The 16,662-nt window shown below is 72.1% G+C and carries 17 protein-coding genes; 10 read left to right on the forward strand and 7 right to left on the reverse strand.

Annotated features, from left to right (window positions below; all coding sequences use genetic code 11):
* Positions 1 to 59 precede the first annotated feature (59 nt).
* Entirely contained in the window at positions 60 to 683 is a 624-nt protein-coding gene (locus Van01_RS24220) for a class I SAM-dependent methyltransferase (protein WP_204011962.1), read from the forward strand.
* A 36-nt stretch (positions 684 to 719) separates the two neighbouring features.
* Here the strand turns inward: Van01_RS24220 and Van01_RS24225 are convergent, their stop codons facing one another.
* The 3 genes from Van01_RS24225 to Van01_RS24235 form a co-directional block, all read right to left on the reverse strand.
* A complete protein-coding gene (locus tag Van01_RS24225) occupies positions 720 to 1,142 on the reverse strand; it encodes a roadblock/LC7 domain-containing protein (RefSeq protein WP_093408063.1) in 423 nt (140 codons plus the stop codon).
* Positions 1,139 to 3,652 carry a sensor histidine kinase gene (locus Van01_RS24230; protein ID WP_204011964.1) on the reverse strand — a complete coding sequence of 838 codons (2,514 nt, stop codon included), beginning with the start codon at positions 3,650 to 3,652 and terminating at the stop codon, positions 1,139 to 1,141. The genes Van01_RS24225 and Van01_RS24230 overlap by 4 nt, the downstream gene beginning before the upstream one ends.
* A 125-nt stretch (positions 3,653 to 3,777) precedes the next feature.
* Positions 3,778 to 5,160: an FGGY family carbohydrate kinase gene (locus tag Van01_RS24235; protein WP_204011966.1), complete on the reverse strand. Its 1,383-nt coding sequence runs from the start codon at positions 5,158 to 5,160 to the stop codon at positions 3,778 to 3,780.
* A 256-nt stretch (positions 5,161 to 5,416) separates the two neighbouring features.
* Between Van01_RS24235 and Van01_RS24240 the strand changes: the two genes are divergently transcribed.
* Positions 5,417 to 7,327: an anthranilate synthase family protein gene (locus Van01_RS24240; protein ID WP_204011976.1), complete on the forward strand. Its 1,911-nt coding sequence runs from the start codon at positions 5,417 to 5,419 to the stop codon at positions 7,325 to 7,327.
* 97 nt (positions 7,328 to 7,424) lie between these two features.
* Here Van01_RS24240 and wrbA read toward each other — a convergent pair whose 3' ends face one another.
* The gene (gene wrbA / locus Van01_RS24245; protein WP_099844985.1) at positions 7,425 to 8,042 is read right to left on the reverse strand and encodes an NAD(P)H:quinone oxidoreductase; all 618 of its coding nucleotides are present in this window, start codon (positions 8,040 to 8,042) and stop codon (positions 7,425 to 7,427) included.
* Between the two features lie 146 nt (positions 8,043 to 8,188).
* Here wrbA and Van01_RS24250 point away from each other — a divergent pair, with 146 nt between their 5' ends.
* From Van01_RS24250 to Van01_RS24280, 7 genes are all read left to right on the forward strand, one after another.
* A complete protein-coding gene (locus Van01_RS24250; RefSeq protein ID WP_204011978.1) occupies positions 8,189 to 9,028 on the forward strand; it encodes an ABC transporter ATP-binding protein in 840 nt (279 codons plus the stop codon).
* Positions 9,025 to 9,858 carry an ABC transporter permease gene (locus Van01_RS24255; protein ID WP_204011981.1) on the forward strand — a complete coding sequence of 278 codons (834 nt, stop codon included), beginning with the start codon at positions 9,025 to 9,027 and terminating at the stop codon, positions 9,856 to 9,858. The genes Van01_RS24250 and Van01_RS24255 overlap by 4 nt, the downstream gene beginning before the upstream one ends.
* Complete coding sequence (locus Van01_RS24260; protein ID WP_239099264.1) at positions 9,816 to 11,039, forward strand: sensor histidine kinase; 1,224 nt, start codon at positions 9,816 to 9,818, stop codon at positions 11,037 to 11,039. The genes Van01_RS24255 and Van01_RS24260 overlap by 43 nt, the downstream gene beginning before the upstream one ends.
* The gene (locus Van01_RS24265) at positions 11,036 to 11,653 is read left to right on the forward strand and encodes a response regulator (RefSeq protein ID WP_204011984.1); all 618 of its coding nucleotides are present in this window, start codon (positions 11,036 to 11,038) and stop codon (positions 11,651 to 11,653) included. The genes Van01_RS24260 and Van01_RS24265 overlap by 4 nt, the downstream gene beginning before the upstream one ends.
* Positions 11,654 to 11,717: 64 nt before the next feature.
* Complete coding sequence (locus Van01_RS24270) at positions 11,718 to 12,206, forward strand: GNAT family N-acetyltransferase (RefSeq protein WP_204011986.1); 489 nt, start codon at positions 11,718 to 11,720, stop codon at positions 12,204 to 12,206.
* 43 nt (positions 12,207 to 12,249) lie between these two features.
* Positions 12,250 to 12,840: an HAD family hydrolase gene (locus Van01_RS24275; protein WP_204011989.1), complete on the forward strand. Its 591-nt coding sequence runs from the start codon at positions 12,250 to 12,252 to the stop codon at positions 12,838 to 12,840.
* A gap of 267 nt (positions 12,841 to 13,107) precedes the next feature.
* A complete protein-coding gene (locus Van01_RS24280; RefSeq protein ID WP_204011992.1) occupies positions 13,108 to 14,232 on the forward strand; it encodes a winged helix DNA-binding domain-containing protein in 1,125 nt (374 codons plus the stop codon).
* On the opposite strand, the gene Van01_RS24285 is transcribed toward Van01_RS24280, so the two are convergent.
* The 3 genes from Van01_RS24285 to Van01_RS24295 all read right to left on the reverse strand — a co-directional run bounded on the left by Van01_RS24285 (position 14,216) and on the right by Van01_RS24295 (position 16,059).
* The gene (locus Van01_RS24285) at positions 14,216 to 14,473 is read right to left on the reverse strand and encodes a hypothetical protein (RefSeq protein ID WP_204011995.1); all 258 of its coding nucleotides are present in this window, start codon (positions 14,471 to 14,473) and stop codon (positions 14,216 to 14,218) included. The genes Van01_RS24280 and Van01_RS24285 overlap by 17 nt on opposite strands.
* A gap of 216 nt (positions 14,474 to 14,689) precedes the next feature.
* Positions 14,690 to 15,559, reverse strand: coding sequence for an alpha/beta fold hydrolase (locus Van01_RS24290; RefSeq protein ID WP_239099265.1), 870 nt, complete (start codon positions 15,557 to 15,559; stop codon positions 14,690 to 14,692).
* Positions 15,556 to 16,059, reverse strand: coding sequence for a hypothetical protein (locus Van01_RS24295; protein ID WP_204011999.1), 504 nt, complete (start codon positions 16,057 to 16,059; stop codon positions 15,556 to 15,558). The genes Van01_RS24290 and Van01_RS24295 overlap by 4 nt, the downstream gene beginning before the upstream one ends.
* Before the next feature lie 135 nt (positions 16,060 to 16,194).
* Here Van01_RS24295 and Van01_RS24300 point away from each other — a divergent pair, with 135 nt between their 5' ends.
* Entirely contained in the window at positions 16,195 to 16,500 is a 306-nt protein-coding gene (locus tag Van01_RS24300; protein WP_204012001.1) for a hypothetical protein, read from the forward strand.
* The last annotated feature ends 162 nt before the right edge of the window (positions 16,501 to 16,662 follow it).

Consider the following 16,662-nt stretch of genomic DNA (forward strand, 5'->3'; position numbering starts at 1 on the left):
TCACCGGTGATGTCAAGCATCCGGGATCCGACCGGACCGAACCTGCCGCAGGAGAGACCATGTCACTCGCCAAACGGCTGCACGCCGTCGTACACCCCGCCCACGACACCGGTTTCGACAGGCGTCGCAGCGTCTCCTACGACCGGATGTCCCGCTGGGCGCTACGCGGCCTCTACCGGCGGGTCGCCGAAGATGTCGCGGCTGTCGCACCGGAGTCGGCGACGATCCTGGACGTCGGCACCGGCCCGGGGCGGCTGCTGCACGAACTCGCCGACCGCCGCCCCGACGTCACGCTGACCGGTGTCGACCCGTCCCCGCACATGATCCAGGTTGCCGAACGGACCGCGACGAGCCGCTCGCTGGGCCACCGCGTACGGTTCCAGATCGCCGACGTGGCGAACCTGCCCCATCCCGACGGCAGCGTCGATGTGCTCGTCTCGACGCTGAGCCTGCACCACTGGCCGGATCTTCCGGCGGCAGCCACGCAACTGGCCCGGGTCCTCCGACCCGGCGGCCATCTCATGATCTACGACTTCCGGTTGGCGCCCCTCGGCGCGGCGCTCGTCGCCCTGCGGTCCCAGGACGTCTTCGCGGCCACGGAGGTCACCAGGACACCGGTACGCGCCGGCTGGTATCCGGTGACGCCGTTCGCCAGAGTGAGCGCGTCGAGCGCGCAGGCGTGACGGGCACCGGCGACCGGCAGTCCCCGCCCCGCCTGTTCAGCGGGGCAGCGCCTGCTGGAGTTCGGCGCGCAGGGCGGGGGTGAGCATCTCGCCCGCCTGCTTGGCCAGCCGGGCCATCTCGTAGCCCACCACGCCGATGTCGGCGTCCGCCGCCGCCAGGGTGGCCAGGATCGAGCCGTCGCGTACCTGCATCACCAGGAAGTAGCCGCGACCCATCTCGACCACCGTCTGCTTGACCACGTCACCGTCGAACATCTGGGCGGCACCGGCGGTGATGCTCATCAGCCCCGAGGTCACCGCCGCGAGCTTGTCGGCGTGGTCCCGGGGCAGGTGGTCGGATATCGCCACCAGCAGCCCGTCGGAGGAGACCACCACCGCGTGCGCCACCCCGGGCACCCGCTCCGCGAACGCGCTGACCAGCCAGCTCAGGTCGCGAGCCTCCTGCGACAACGTCGTCACCTACGTCCTCCTTCGCTCCACGCCCCGAGCGGCGGCACGGGTATCTCGGTGGTCTCCTCAGCCTCGGCCCGCCGCACACCGCTGTACAACCTGGACAACATCCCGCCGACGGCGTCCGGGTCCGGATCGTTGCGACTCGCCGGCTGATCCGGGCGGGCCGGCTGGGTCACCGCACTGAGCTGCGCCATCGGCACCCGCACCGGGAGACCCCGCTCGTTCGTCCCGGCGGTCACCGGCACGGCCGGCGGTGCCGGCGCGCCGGCACCGACAGTGGGTACGGCCGTCGAGGGCCCCTCCCGCGACCACCAGCCGCTGCCCCCGGTCGCCGGTGCCGCCGCCGGGGCGAGCACGTCCTCGGCGCGTACCGGCACCGGGTGGGCCTGGCGGGGCACGGTGGTCGGGCGCCGCCCGGCCACCGGCAGATCCGCTGGTCCCGGGTTGGCCGGTGCGACCGGCCGGGGCGTCGCGGCGGGCAGCCCGCGCGGCGACGGCACCGGGTCCAGGCTCGGCGGCGGCGCCGGGGCGAGCAGCGGATGCGGCAGCCGTACCCGGGCCACCAGCCCTCCGGCGCCGCCATGCAACCGCACCTCGATGCCGTGCCGGGCGGCGAGGTGACTGACCACGAACAGACCCATCCGCTCGACCGTCGCCACGTCCGCGGCCGGCGGCGCGGCCAGCACCGCGTTCGCCTCGGCCAGCGCCGTCGGGCTCATCCCGAGACCCTGGTCGGCGATCTCGATCACCGCACCGGGCCCCTCGACCCGGGCCATCACCTGCACGATGGTGTCCGGTCGGGAGAAGGCTGTCGCATTTTCCAGCAGCTCGGCCAGCAGGTGCACCAGCTCGCCCACCGCGTGCCCGACCACGTGCAGGTCCGCCACCGCCTCGTGCCGGATCCGCTGGTACTGCTCGATCTCGGCGCTGGCCGCCAGCAGCACCGCGCTCAACCCGATCGGTCGGTTCCACCGGCGGGTCGACTCGGTACCGGCCAGCACCAGCAGGCTCTCGTCGTTACGGCGCATCCGGGCGGCGAGGTGATCCAGCTTGAACAGGTTCTCCAGCTGCTCGGGGTCGCCCTCCTCGCGCTCCAGGTCGTCGAGCAGCTCCAACTGCCGCTCCACGAGCACCTGGCTCCGCCGGGCGAGATTGACGAACATCGCGTTGACGTTGCGGCGCATGGTCGCCTGCTCGACCGCCACCCCGACGGCGCTGCGGTGCACCGCGACGAACGCCTCGGCCAGTTCACCGATCTCGTCGAGCGAACGCACGACCGCCGGTGAGACCTCGATCGGTGGGACGCCACCGGAGACCGACCGCAGCCGGGCCAGCGCCTCGGGCAGCTCGATCTGCGCGATCCGCAGCGCCTGTGACCGCAGCAGCCGGATCGACCTGGCCAACGACCTACCGATCAGTACCGAGATCAGCACCGCCACCAGCAGGACCGTGATGATCACGCCGACGACCAGCAGCGTCTCCCGCAGCTGGGTTTCGCTCGCGTCGTCGGCCTGAGCCGAGGAGTCCGCCAGCACGTCCGCCTCGAAACCCCGCAACAGCTCGTGCCGGGCTTCGCTGGCGGTCCACCACTGCTCCCCGTCCAGCACCGTCGCCCCGGACGTGCCCTGCGACAGCGCCTGCTCCTCCATCCGGGAGGCGGCGACGAAAGCCGGATCCAGGCTCATCTCGTCGTAGCGGGTCACCTGTGCGTTCGTCGCGGCGACCCGGAACGCGCCGAGCGCGGTCAGCTGCCGGGCCCGCAGGTCGGGCAGTTGGGCCGCGTCCTCGGAGTCATAGCTGCCGAAGCGAGCCGCAGCGTACAGCTCCGCCCGGACCCGCGAGGACAGCTCCTTCGCCCGGGCGAACTGCACGTACCGCAGGACCGCGTCGGCCAACTCCGGGCGGTCGGCGCCCGGCGTCGGCTGGGCGAGCAGGTTCAGCAACGCGTCGATCGCGCGGTGGTAGTTGCCGATGATGGTGTCGTCGCTGAGCACCACTGTGGTAAGCGTGTTACGGATGTAGCCGACCTGCTGGTACGCCTGGGAGGCCACCACGTAGACGTCCCGCCACGAGGCGTCCGCCTCGGCCAGCGGTTCGGCCGCCGCGCGCAGTTGCGCCGCCGCCTGGTCGGCGGCGTCGCGGTAGGGCTGCAACACGGCCAGCCGCTCCTCGCTGGCCTCCTCGTCGACGGCGCTGCGCAGGGCCGGCAGCTCGCCGGCCGTCCGGTCGCGTTCCAACTGCAACCTGTGGGTCAGCGCGGTGATCTCGCGCCCGATGCCGACCTGCGCGGCGAAGTCACCAAGGGTGTCGGCCCGGGTGACCAGGCTCTGGGTCTGCACCCCCGCCAGGACCAGGAAGGCGACCGACGGGATGACGAGCACCGTGGCCAGCTTCGTCCGCATCCGCCAGTCCTGCAGCCGCAGGGGGGAGCGACGCCTGTGGGGTACGACCCGGACGTCGAACCGACGCCGGCGGTGCTGCGACACCCCGTGCGCCTGCTCCGGTCCTACACCCACCCGCTCCTCCTCCCCCCACGCGTCCGCCGCGATCCGGGGAGCGCCGTCCATCCAACCAGGCCCGAGAGCAGTGTCAACGCCCTGCCCTTATGAATGGTTAAGGAAGGGTACTGCTGGTCGCCAGCCTATGCCGAGGTCGCCGACTCTTGATCATCCGTCCGGCCGATGTCGGCCACCACCACGGCGTCGGCGAGCCGGCCGGTGGCCACCAGCGCCGCCCCGGTGGCCCCGATCTCCGGGTGCCGCCCGAAGCCGACCGTCCGGGGTGCCAGCACCGCCGCGAACGCCTGCCGCCACCAGGCCGAGGCGGCAATCGCCCCGCCGCCGAGGACCACCTCCACCGGCCGACCCACGGTGGACTCCAGCTCCACCAGGTCGTCGACGACCTGCTCACAGACCCCGTACATCAGGTCGGCCAGCATCTCCACAGCCGTGGTGTTGAAGCCCAGCCCCCGCAGCTCACCCAACCCGGCCGGTCGCCGACCCGGCGGACGGTCCCCGCCGAACCGGACGTTCGCCGGCCGACCCCCGCCGGGCGGCAGCAGCGCCAGCGCCTCCTCCAACGCCCGGCCGGTCGGCAGCCGCAGCTCCCGCTCGGCCCAGGCGAACAGGTTCCCGCCGGAGGAGTACGCGGCCCCGGTCACCACGTGGTCGTGGTCGACGCGGTAGCGCCACAGCCGGTGCGGCAGAACTGTCGCCTCGGCCGACGTCGACATCCGCTGCAACAACCGCACCGCCGACGACGTACCCACCGTCACCGCCGCCCGGGTCGGGTCCACGCAGCCGGAGCCGACGTTGGACGCGGCACCGTCGCCCAGCGGCGGTGCCCACCGCGCCGCGGCCAGGGCCGGCCACCGCCGGCCGAACTCGGCGCGCAGCCCACCGCGCCAGTCCCGGGCGACCAGGTCAGGCAGGTCCGAACCGTCGCTGCCGGCCAGGGCGCAGGCCTCCGGATCCCAGTCCAGGGTGTGCAGGTCCAGCAGGCCGGTGCCGGAAGCCTGCGACATCGACATCGGCGCTTCGCGCAGCAACCGGCCGAGCACGTACTCCACCAGGCCGGTGAAACGGGCCACCCGGCCACCGGTGTGGGCCCGCAGCCAAGGCAGCCGCACCGACCAGTAGCAACGGTGCCACCAGGTGCCGGTGCGTTGGTGGAAGGCGTCGGGGTCGGCCGGGCCGACCGCCGTGGCCGGTGGCTCGGGCCGGGTGTCCAACCAGGTCAGGACCGGGCCGAGCGGCTCACCGTCGGCGCCCAGCGGCAGCACCGAGTGCCACTGGCCACTGATCGCCACCAGCTCCACCCCGTCCAACCAGCCCTGGCCGTGCAGCTCGTCGAGGCACTCGATCAGGCAGGCCAGGTAGTGGCGGGCGTCGAGGGTCCCGGCGCCCTCGTCGTCGACGCTGAGCACCACGCGGCGACGGGCCAACGCCCCCGGCAGCGGTTGGGCGTCGTCCAGCACGAGCCCACGCACCGACGAGGTGCCCAGGTCCAGCGCGAGAATCTTCATCGCGGGTCAACGTACCCGGTGATCGCGACGCCACCACGTTTCCGCGCGCCAGGTCCGCCGATCGGCTTCCGCACCGACCACCCCGACGCGTAGAGTGTCCGCATGCTCGCGCGATTGACCTGCTGGTGGCCCGCCGACCCGGCGGCCCTCCCCCGCGCGTAGCTTCATCCACGCGGCCGCCCGACGAGGCGGCCGCCGGTCATGTCTCCGGCCCCGGGCCGCCCCCGACGGCGGTCGCCCGGCCCGAGGAGACCCGATGCACCAGCTCACCGACCTGCTCACCACGCTCGCCGCCGGCCTCGACCCCGGCCCGTTCGCCCTGTTACGCCGCGACGACGCCGACCATCTCGACCTGTTCACCGGTACCGTGACGACAGTCGACCGGCTCGCCGACGTGCCCCTGCCCGCCGCCCCGGCCGGCCCCGCGACGCTGGCCCTGGTGCCGTACCGGCAGGTCGTCGAGCGAGGCTTCGAGTGTGTCGACGACGGGGCGCCCCTGGAATGCCTGCGCATCGACAGCCGCCACCGGCTGCCGCTGGACGGCGTGCTCGACGCGCTGCCCAGCGCTGCGGTCCGCACCACCGGTGCCGCCTTCGACATCAGCGACGACGAGTACGCCGCAATCGTGGCCCGGGTGCTGGCCGACGAGATCGGTCACGGTGAGGGCGCCAACTTCGTCATCCACCGCACCCTGCGCGCCCAGGTGCAGGGTGCCCCGCTGACCGCCGCGCTGGCCGCGCTGCGCTCACTGCTGACCCGGGAACGTGGCGCGTACTGGACGTTCGTGGTGCACACCGGCACCCGCACCCTGGTCGGCGCCAGCCCGGAGCGGCACGTCAGCGTCGACGACGGTCTGGTGATGATGAACCCGATCAGCGGCACCTTCCGGCACACCGGCGCCGCCGCCGACCGGGCGGCGCTGCTGCGCTTCCTCGCCGACACCAAGGAGACCGAGGAGCTGTACATGGTCCTCGACGAGGAGTTGAAGATGATGGCCACCGTCGCCGAGCACGGTGGGCAGGTGGTCGGGCCGTACCTGAAGGAGATGTCACACCTGGCGCACACGGAGTACCTGCTGGCCGGACGGGGCTCGAAGGACGTCCGCGAGGTGCTACGGGAGACCATGTTCGCGCCGACGGTGACCGGCAGCCCGATGGAGAACGCCTGCCGGGTCATCGCCCGCCACGAACGCACCGGACGCCGCTACTACTCGGGGGTCCTCGCCCTGCTCGGCCACGACGAGACGGGCCGGCAGACCCTCGACGCCCCCATCCTGATCCGGACCGCCGAGATCTCCCCCACCGGTGAGCTGCGGGTACCTGTCGGCGCGACCCTGGTCCGCCACTCCACCCCCGCCGCCGAGGTCGCGGAGACCCACGCCAAGGCCGCCGGCGTGCTGGCCGCCCTCGGCCTCGGCCCGCAGGCACCGGCCGGGCCGCACCCGGCCCGGCGGCTGGCCGACGATCCGCAGGTGCGTGCCGCCCTCGCCGCCCGCAACGCCCCGCTGGCCCGGTTCTGGCTCGACCAGCGGCCACCGGGCACCCTGGCCCTGCCCGCCCTGGCCGGACGCCGGGCCCTCATCGTCGACGGGGAGGACACCTTCACCGGGATGCTGGCCCATCAGCTCGGCGCGCTCGGGCTGTCGGTGACCGTCCGGCCGTGGCAGGACGAGCAGCCGGTCCGGGCGTACGACCTGGTGGTGGTCGGCCCGGGCCCGGGTGACCCGACCGGTGACACGGAGAAGATGACGAGGCTGCGGGCCCTGCTCACCGAGCTGCTGGACGCCGGGCACCCGACGCTCACCGTCTGCCTCGGCCACCAGCTCCTCGCCGGCCTGCTCGGGCTGCCCGTGCACCGGCGGGACGCGCCCTACCAGGGGTTGCAGCGCACCGTCACCCTCTTCGGCACGCCCCGCCGGGTCGGCTTCTACGCCACCTTCACCGCCCGCGCCGCCACCAACCACCACGACGGCCCGTACGGCCCTGTGGAACTGGCCCGCGACGAGGCCGACGGCGCGGTGCACGCCCTGCGCGGACGCGGTTTCGCCGGGGTGCAGTTCCATCCCGAGTCGGTGCTCAGCCCGGACGGGGTGGCGGTCCTGGCCGAGCTGCTGCCCGACCTGCTGCCCACGCCGGCCGGCGAGTTGTCCCCGGCGGCGCAGGCATAGCCGGGCCGATCCGGGGTAGCGCTGTGAACGGCCGGCGGTCCGGACGGGACTGAGAGCCCCCGCCCGGACCGCCGGTCCCACAGCAGTGGTGGACCGCTCAGCCGGCCAGGCCCTGCTTGAGCGCGGCACCGATGCGCACCGCACGCTTGGCGGTCAGCGCGGTCGCCCCCAACGCGACATGGTCGGGCGGCACTTCACCGTTGTTGCTTGTGTGCGAGGCACCGTACGGGTTGCCGGCGGTGAACTGGCTCGGATCGGTGTACCCGGGAGCGACCACGACCCCGCCCCAGTGGTAGAAGACGTTGAACAGCGACAGCAGGGTCGACTCCTGCCCACCGTGCTCGGTGGCGGTGGAGGTGAAGGCCGAGTAGACCTTGTCGGCCAGCGCCCCCTGGGCCCACAGCGGGCCGGTGGTGTCGATGAACTGCTTGAGCTGGGCGGCGATCATGCCGTAACGCGTCGGCGCACCGAAGATCACCACGTCCGCCCAGCTGAGATCGTCCGGCTGCGCCTCGTCCACGTCCTGGGTCTCCAACCGGTGCGCCTGCCATCCCGAGTTGGAGCGGATCGCCTCGTCCGGTGCCAGCTCACGGACCTTGCGCAGCCGGACCTCCGCACCCGCCTCGCCGGCCGCCTCCGCTGCCGCCAGCGCCATCTGGTAGGTGATGCCTGTCGCGCTGTAGTAGATCACCGCCACCTTGACCTGTGCCGCCATCGCTCGTCCTTCCGTCTCGGGATCAGCTTCCGCGACTACCCGATGCTTGCGCCGACAAACACCTGTGGTGTCCACCTGTCGACGGACACCGCGGTTCCGTCCACCGGTCGTCCCGTACCGCGCCCCGGCCGGCAGACCATCGGGACATGACCGAAACCCCCGCCATCCGCGTACGCGGATTACGCAGGACGTACGGCGACACAGTCGCCGTCGCCGGCCTGGACCTTGACGTCGGTGCCGGCGAGGTGGTGGCCCTGCTCGGCCCCAACGGAGCGGGCAAGACCACCACCATCGAGATCCTGGAGGGTCACCGTCACCGCGACGCCGGTGCGGTGAACGTGCTTGGCCACGACCCGGCCCACGCCGACCTGGACTGGCGCGCCCGCATCGGCATCGTCACCCAGGACAGCGGCGACCTCGGCGAGCTGACCGTCCACGAGTCGGTCAGCCACTTCGCCCACTACTACCCCCGCCCCCATGACCCGGAGCAGGTCATCGAACTGGTCGGCCTCACCGCGAAGGCCACTGCCCGGGTACGGACCCTCTCCGGCGGCCAGCGCCGTCGTCTGGATGTCGCCCTCGGCATCGTCGGCCGTCCCCGGCTGCTCTTCCTCGACGAGCCGACCACCGGCTTCGACCCGCAGGCCCGCCGCCGGTTCTGGGACCTGATCCGGCAGTTGGCCGGCGCCGGGGGTTGCACCATCCTGCTGAGCACCCACTACCTGCAGGAGGCCGAGGCGCTGGCCGACCGGGTAGCCGTCATCGTCGGCGGCCGGATCGTCGCCGACGCCACCCCGGCCGCCCTCGTCGGGCGGGCCACCGCACGCACCGTGGTGCGCTGGTCCGACGGCCGGCAGGAGACCGACGACCCGGCCGCGCTCATCGCGACGCTCACCACCCGGTACGGCGGCGCCGTACCGGAACTGACAGTCAGTCGCCCGAGCCTGGAAGACGTCTACCTCGACCTGATCGGAGACGGCTCATGACCACCACCGTCCGCCCCGGCACGCCGCAGCGCCCCTCGGCGGTCCGGCTCGGCCTGCACCGCGCGACGATCGAACTGAAAGGCTTCTTCCGGGAACGTGACGCGGTGGCGTTCACCTTCGCCATGCCGGCGGTGATCCTCGCCCTGCTCGGCTCGATCTTCGACGGCGTCTACCCCGGCAGCGACGTGACCTCCGCGCAGTACCTGGCACCGAGCATGATCGCCGCCGGGGTTGCCTCGACGACCTTCATCAACCTCGGCACCGGCATCGCCGCCGACCGTGACGACGGCACCCTGCGCCGGCTGCGTGGCGCGCCGATGCCGCCGTCGGCGTACTTCATCGGCAAGATCCTGATGGCCCTGGTGGTCACCGTCGGCGAGACGGTTCTGCTGCTCGGCATCGCGGTGCTCGCCTTCGACCTGTCCCTGCCCACCGACCCGGTCCGCTGGCTCACCTTCGGCTGGGTCTTCCTGCTCGGGGCGACCGCCTGCGCCCTGACCGGCATCGCCGCGAGCAGCCTCGCCGGCTCGGCCCGCAGCGCCGGCGCCGTGATGAACCTGCCCTACCTGGTGCTGGCCTTCATCTCGGGGGTCTTCTACACACCAGTCGGTCAACTGCCAGAGCCGCTGCTCACGGTCGGCTCACTGTTCCCACTCAAGTGGATGGCGCAGGGCTTCCGATCGGTGTTCCTGCCCGACAGCATCCTCCCGCAGGAGGTCGTACCCTCCTGGGAACCCGGCCGGATCGCGCTGGTACTGGCCGCCTGGTGCATCGGAGGAATGGTGCTGTGTCTGACCACCTTCCGCTGGCGGGGTCGACGCTCCCGGTGACCTCGTCGGTGGCCGCCACAGACTCGTGGAGCGGACGTTTCCGGCTCTGGGACAGCTATTTCGCGCTGGCGGGTGCCGGGGTCGCTCTGGTCGTGGCCGCCGACACGTGGTGGTCGCCGGTCGCCCGCGTCGGTTGCCTCGCGCTGTTCCTCGCCCTGGCCGGCTGGTACCTCGGCTTCGGCCGCAGGCTGATGCGCGAATCCATCGAGGACTGGCGGGGCTACCTCTACCTCGCCGGAGTGGCGCTGCTCTACGTGCCTGCGGTGCTGCTCAACGGCAACGCCTCGTTCCTGTTGTTCGTGCTCTGTCCGCAGATGTTCATGGTGCTGCCGGGCCTGCCGGCGGTGCTCGCGGTGGTGCTGTTCAACTCGGTGCACATCGTCGTGCTGGCCACCCGTCTGCCGGACCTGGGCGACCTCGTCGCGCCGCTGCTGGTCGCGGTGATGATCGTGTTCGTCGTCTGCGTCCTGGGGGTCTGGTCGCAACGCACAGTCGACGAGAGCGCCCGACGAGCCGACCTGATCGCCCAACTGGAGCGGACCAGGGCCGAGCTGGCCGAACTGTCCCGCCAGGCGGGGATCGCCGCCGAACGCCAACGGCTCGCCGCCGACATCCACGACACCGTCGCACAGGGCCTGTCCAGCGTGGTGATGCTCGTCCAGGCCGCCGAGGCCGACCTGGACGGTGCGCCGGACCGGGCCCGTCAGCACCTGGCGCTGGCCCGGCAGACGGCCCGGGACAACCTGGTCGACGTGCGGACGCTTGTCGCCGCGTTGACGCCCGCGCAGCTCACCGGTTCCCCGCTGGAGCAGGCGCTGCGTCGGCTGACGGAGCGGTTCAGCCAGGAAACCGGAGTGCCGACGACCTGTGTCGTCTCCGGCACCGGCCCGGCGCTACGCACCGACCTGGAGGTGGTGCTGCTCCGCGCGGCACAGGAGGCGCTGGCCAACGTCCGACGGCACGCCGACGCCCGGGCGGTGGCCGTCCTGCTCCGCCACGACGACAGGCAAATCGCCCTGGAGGTCGCCGACGACGGGACCGGTTTCGACGCCGACGCCGCCACCGACGGCTTCGGTCTGGCCGGGCTGCGAGCCCGCGTCGAGCAGGCCGACGGCTCGCTCGTCGTACGCTCCACACCCGGCGTGGGCACGACCATCCGGGTGGAGGTGCCCTACCAATGATCACTGTGCTGCTGGTGGACGACCATCCCGTGGTCCGGGCCGGTGTGGCCGGCATGCTCGCCGGCGCCGACGACATCACGATCGTCGGTGAGGCAGGTGACGCATCGGAGGCGGTGCTCCTCGTCCGCCACCGACGCCCTGACGTCGTGCTCATGGATCTACGGCTTTCCGGCGGTGACGGGGTCGACGCGACCATCCGGGTCCTCGCCGAGTCACCGCGTACCCGGGTGGTGGTGCTCACCACCTACGAAACCGACGCCGACATCCTGCGCGCCGTCGAGGCCGGTGCCACCGGCTACCTGCTCAAGGATGTCGCACGACACGACCTGATCACCGCCGTACGCACTGCGGCGCGCGGCGGCACGGTGCTCGCTCCGTCGGTGGCCACCCGGCTGCTGCGCCAGGTCCGTCGGCCGGCCCGGGGCACGCTGTCCGCCCGGGAGGTGCAGGTGCTGCGTCTCGTGGGCCAAGGGCTGTCCAACGCCGAGATCGGCCGCGAACTGCACATCAGCGAGGCGACAGTGAAGACCCACCTGTTGCGTACCTTCAACAAGCTCGACGTCTCCGACCGCACCGCAGCAGTCACCACCGCGATGGCTGCGGGCCTGCTGTGAACCGGGTCCGGACGGTGAATTTCCGGTGGCCGGCACCGGCGGCGAGGTGGCACGCTGACCGGTGATGGAGATCAGGATCGCGACCGCCGACGACTGGCCCGGCATCTGGCCCTTCCTACGGGAGATCGTCGCCGCGGGTGAGACGTACACCTGGCCCCGGGACGTCGACCTGGCGCGGGCCCGGCAGATGTGGATGGTGCCTGCGCCCGGCCGGACCGTGGTCGCCGTCGACCGGGACGGCACGGTCCTCGGTTCGGCGAAGCTGACAGCCAACCAGCTCGGTCCCGGGGCGCACGTCGCCAATGCCAGTTTCATTGTCGCGTCGACGGCGGCCGGGCGCGGTATCGGGCGGGCCCTCGGTGAACACGTGCTGGAGCTGGCCCGCGCCGACGGCTACCGGGCGATGCAGTTCAACGCGGTGGTGGCCGTGAACACCCGGGCGGTCGCGCTGTGGCGCTCCCTCGGCTTCGAGGTGGTGGGTCGGATCCCGGACGGCTTCCGGCACGCCACGAATGGCTACGTCGACCTGCTGGTGATGTACCGGCGGCTCTGAGCCGGCGCACCGGCTGTCTCGGGCCGCCGGATAGCCTGGGCCGGTGACACTGCCCCTGCCGACCGGCGAGTTCCAGGCGTACCTGTTCGACTGCGACGGCACGATCGTCGACTCGATGCCCCAGCACTACACCGCGTGGCGGGACACCCTCGACCTGTGGGGTTGCGCCTTCCCCGAGGACCTCTTCTACGCCTGGGCCGGGCGACCGACAGCGGACATCGTCGTCGCCCTCAACGAACAGCACGGCCTGGACATGCCGGTGGAGACCGTGGTCGCCCACCGGGAGTCCCGCTTCCAGCAGCTCCTGCCCACCGCTTCCGGCATCCCGGGAGTGCTGCGGCACATCGACGACGCCCACGGACGCATCCCGTTCGCCGTGGTCTCCGGCAGTACCCGGGAGGCCGTCACCGCCTCGCTCACCGCGCTGGGCATCCTCGACCGGTTCGACGTGCTGGTCTGCGCGGGCGAATACGCCCGCCCCAAGCCCGACCCGGAGCCGTTCCTGCGCGCCGCCGAACTGCTCGGCGTACCGCCGACGTCCTGCCTGGTCTTCGAGGACGCGGACCTGGGCATCGAGGCCGCGACCGCCGCAGGCATGGCCGCTGTCCGGGTGCCGCCGCCCCGCCGGGGCTGAGCGGAGCACCGCCAGCTTGCTCAAGATATCCGCAAGTTGCGTGGTTCACAGTTCTCGACCAGGTAGGAAAACGTCATCCTGATGACACCGGTGCCGGCGACCGTGTCGCCGCCCCGCACCGGTCGCCTGAACGGGGGATCGCGCTCCGCCACCAACGGCGCTGGCGTAGCGCGGTCAGGGGGCACCGCACCGGGTTCCGGCCCCGGTCGTGGTGTCGGTGTCCGCACCTATGCTGCCGTCGACCCCTGAAGGAAGGCGGCCGACGTCATGGCACCTGCCGGTACGACCGCGCTGAGCGGTCCCGAGGCCCTCGCGCTGCGGATGACGAGCCTCCTGCTGCGCCCCCACCCCACCACCGCCGCGCCGACGAGCGTGGCCGACGTGGTCGAGTGGTTCGGTGCCATGCAGGCACAGGACCTGGCCAGCGGCATGTGGTCGCTCGGCGTCCGGCTGCCCGGGGCCACCCACGCCGACGTGCACGCCGCCCTGGAGCGCCGGGAGGCGCTGCGGACCTGGCCGATGCGCGGCACCATCCACCTGGTTCCGGCCCGCGACGCCCGCTGGCAGTTGGAGCTGACAGGCGTACGCGCGCTCGCCGGTGCGGCGAGGCGGCGGGAGTTCCTCGGCCTGTCGGAGGCGGAGGCGGACCGCGCGGCCGAGGTGCTCGGTGAGACCCTCGCCGGCGGCGGCCGGCTGACCCGCGCCGAGTGCGTGGCCGCGCTTGTCGCGGCCGGCATCGACGGCGCCGGCCAGCGCGGCTACCACCTGCTGTGGTACGCGGCCCAGCGCGGCGTCACCTGCATCGCCCCCAACGTCGGCACCGAGCAGACCTTCGCGTTGCTCGACGAGTGGGCACCAGACCAGCGACAGCTCGACCGCGACGAGGCGCTGGCCACCCTCGCGCTGCGCTACTTCCGCAGCCACGGCCCCACCACCCGGCAGGACTTCGCCGGCTGGACGGGCCTCACCGCCGCCGACGCCAAACGCGGCATCGCCGCCGCCGGTGCCGACCTGACCACAGTCCTTGTCGACGGTGCCGAGGCGGTCCTACACACGCCGCTGCTGGACGCACCCCGCATCGAGGTGGCGGACGTGCTCACCCTGCCCGGCTTCGACGAGTACCTGCTCGGCTACAAGGACCGCGCGCTGATGCTCGACCCGGAGCACAAGCAGGCCATCATCCCCGGTGGCAACGGTGTCTTCCAGGCCACGGTGGTGATCGGTGGCCGGGTGGTCGGCACCTGGAAACGCAGCCTGGCCAAGACCCGCGTCACCCTGACCGTGCACCCGCTCGTCGACCTCGACCCGGCCCGACGCGAGCAGGTCGAGCAGGCACTGCACCGGTACGCCGACTTCCTCGCCCTGCCGCCCCGGGTCAACTGGAGCGACTGAACCGCGATCCGACCACGGCGGTCAGGCTGGCGAGCCCGGCCAGCACCGCGACCGGCCCGCCAGGTCCGAGCGACGGACGGACCGCCGGGACGACCGGGCCGAGGAACACGTCGGCGTAGTTGGTCATGACGACGACGGCGGCCACGATCGTGACGGCACCGAACCCACCGGCCACCAGCGGCAGCCATCCTCGACGGCCCGGCTCGGCGACGGCGGCTACCCGAACGACGACCACGGACATCGCGCCTCCCACCAGTTTGCGGACCATGCCATGACGCGACGCCGGCCAGCGGCGTGGACCGGGTCGGCGACACGCCCGGACGGGCTCGCCGAGCTCCGGGACCGTCCGCTGCGAACTCTCTCGGGCGGGAAGGCGCGGCCATGCGAGCAGAACGCTCGCCTCGATCGGGATGGCGGATGCCGACATTCCGCGTCAGGCGACCGCCCGCGACAGCGTTCAGGACCTCGGGTCGGCGGTCAGGAAGGCGCGCAGGGTTTCGGCGATGGTCGGCCAGTCGGGGGCGAACTCGTGGAAGTGGTGATCGGCCTGACTCTCGATCAGGTCGGCTCGGGGTATCCCGGCGACCAGGGCCTCGGCGTGCGCGAACGGCACCGCACCATCGCGACGGCTGGCGATCACCAGGGCCGGTTGGGTGACCTGCGCGGTGAGGTCATCCCGGGGGCGCAGGTCGTTGCGGAAGCCGGTGCCGGAGCGCATCCGGGAGAAGAGCCAGACCAATCGCGTACGCTGCGCCGGGGTCAGCCCGGCCAGCACCTGGTCCGCCGGCGGGGTGGCCAGGCCGGCGAGCAGTTGCCGCAAGCCCCGGTCCGGCGACCGGCGCAGCAGTGACCGCATCCCGCTCCACGTCATCCCCTCGGTGCGGGGCGAGAACATCAGCCCCGCCAACAGGCGGGTTCGCCGGTCCGGATAGGGCAGCGGCCCCACCGCGCCCTGCAGGATCAGCCGCTCCACCAGGCCCGGATGACGGGCCGCGAAGGCCACCGCTGTCGGCCCGCCCGCAGAGATGCCGACCGCCGCCGTGACCCGCTCGACGCCCAGGTGCCGGCACAGGTCAGCGGTGACGTCGGCGAAGGCGGGCACGGTTGTCCCGGTGGTGACAGGAGTGCGGCCGTACCCCGGACGCGACGGCGCCAGCACGGAGAGGTCCGCCTCGGCGTAGACCCGCTCGTCCAAGGTCAGACCGGCGCGCATGTGGCCACCGTGAAACACCACGACGACCGCGTCCCCGCGCCGGTCCAACCGATACTCCACAGGGCCGGCGGACAGGGTCACGGTGTTCGTCGGCCGCTCCATCATGGAGGTCATCGGCTCGACACCCCGCTGGGGGTCTTGCCCGCCGTGATCCGGGACGTCGCCTTGCGCAGCACGCCGGGTACGAGCCGGCGGTGCAGGGCCGACAGCGGGGGCCAGATCAGGTGCGCCAGCCAGCGGTCGTAGCGTAGGAATGTTCCCAGAGCCACGCTGTCGCCGGAGGCTTGGACGACCAGGTTGGCGGTCAGGAACCACGAAGCAGCCTCGAGTCGGATCCATTCCGCACTCTGCTCGCCGATCTGCCAGCCGGCGACGGTGTTCGCCGACGCGGTCCGGCTGAGCCGCAGGCCCAGCAGGCCCCGCCACAGAAACAGTTCGATGGCGTCGGGCGTGTCACCGAACATCACGCGGGCCCATCGTTCGACTGTCGCGGCGGCGTCGGTCGGCAGCACGAAGTGGTCGGCGTAGTCGATCCGGGACAGGGAGCTGAGGGTACGCACCGACGCGGGCACACGTTCGACCCCGATGGTGCTGACGGTGGCGCCTACGGTCATGGGGACAGCTCCATTCGTAATATACGGTGCCGTATATAACTACTGTAGCGAGCAGATTCGGTGGTGTATACAACAGGACGAGGCGAGACGCAGTGGCTGTCACCCGCACGCCCCGCGACAGTGGATCGAGGAGGGTTGCTGCCGATCGACCTGTCGATCCGGACCTGGGCGCGGCGCGATGAGGTGGTCGCCGAGCGGCTGCGCGCGGTGGACAACCGGCGGATGGCGCTGCTGCGCCAGATGATCGGCGCCTTCTGTTCGGACCCGGAGGAGATCGGGGCCCGCGCCCTGCTCGCCTTCTGCCTGGGGATCGGCGTGCACTTCCTGGCCGCCGATCACGAGCAGCGCACCCGAAGTGAGGTGGCTCAGCGTGCGGTCGACCTGTTGTTCGATCGCGCGCCGCGCGCCGCAGCAGCCGAAACGGCGGCGCGCAAGCGCTGATGTCCCCAGCGTGAGGCTGGCCAGTACGGTCGAGCGACCCTCGGCCAGCCTGCTGAGGGGTTGCCGCTGCGGACAATCAGGGCTGTAGCTGGCCGAGGGAGGCGACAACATCAGGGGTGATGTCGCATCAAGCCGCTGCGAGGCAGCAACATCCCCGTAGTT

Origin of the sequence: Micromonospora andamanensis (genome assembly GCF_016863495.1) — a bacterium.
Classification (GTDB): domain Bacteria; phylum Actinomycetota; class Actinomycetes; order Mycobacteriales; family Micromonosporaceae; genus Micromonospora; species Micromonospora andamanensis.

Bases quoted from the DNA above. Each gene is read 5' to 3' on its own strand.
- Van01_RS24220 (WP_204011962.1), top strand. From the start codon at position 60: ATGTCACTCGCCAAACGGCTGCACGCCGTCGTACACCCCGCCCACGAC.
- Van01_RS24235 (WP_204011966.1), bottom strand. From the start codon at position 5,160: ATGAAGATTCTCGCGCTGGACCTGGGCACCTCGTCGGTGCGTGGGCTC.
- Van01_RS24240 (WP_204011976.1), top strand. From the start codon at position 5,417: ATGCACCAGCTCACCGACCTGCTCACCACGCTCGCCGCCGGCCTCGAC.
- wrbA (WP_099844985.1), bottom strand. From the start codon at position 8,042: ATGGCGGCACAGGTCAAGGTGGCGGTGATCTACTACAGCGCGACAGGC.
- Van01_RS24250 (WP_204011978.1), top strand. From the start codon at position 8,189: ATGACCGAAACCCCCGCCATCCGCGTACGCGGATTACGCAGGACGTAC.
- Van01_RS24255 (WP_204011981.1), top strand. From the start codon at position 9,025: ATGACCACCACCGTCCGCCCCGGCACGCCGCAGCGCCCCTCGGCGGTC.
- Van01_RS24265 (WP_204011984.1), top strand. From the start codon at position 11,036: ATGATCACTGTGCTGCTGGTGGACGACCATCCCGTGGTCCGGGCCGGT.
- Van01_RS24270 (WP_204011986.1), top strand. From the start codon at position 11,718: ATGGAGATCAGGATCGCGACCGCCGACGACTGGCCCGGCATCTGGCCC.
- Van01_RS24280 (WP_204011992.1), top strand. From the start codon at position 13,108: ATGGCACCTGCCGGTACGACCGCGCTGAGCGGTCCCGAGGCCCTCGCG.
- Van01_RS24285 (WP_204011995.1), bottom strand. From the start codon at position 14,473: ATGTCCGTGGTCGTCGTTCGGGTAGCCGCCGTCGCCGAGCCGGGCCGT.
- Van01_RS24290 (WP_239099265.1), bottom strand. From the start codon at position 15,559: ATGACCTCCATGATGGAGCGGCCGACGAACACCGTGACCCTGTCCGCC.
- Van01_RS24295 (WP_204011999.1), bottom strand. From the start codon at position 16,059: ATGACCGTAGGCGCCACCGTCAGCACCATCGGGGTCGAACGTGTGCCC.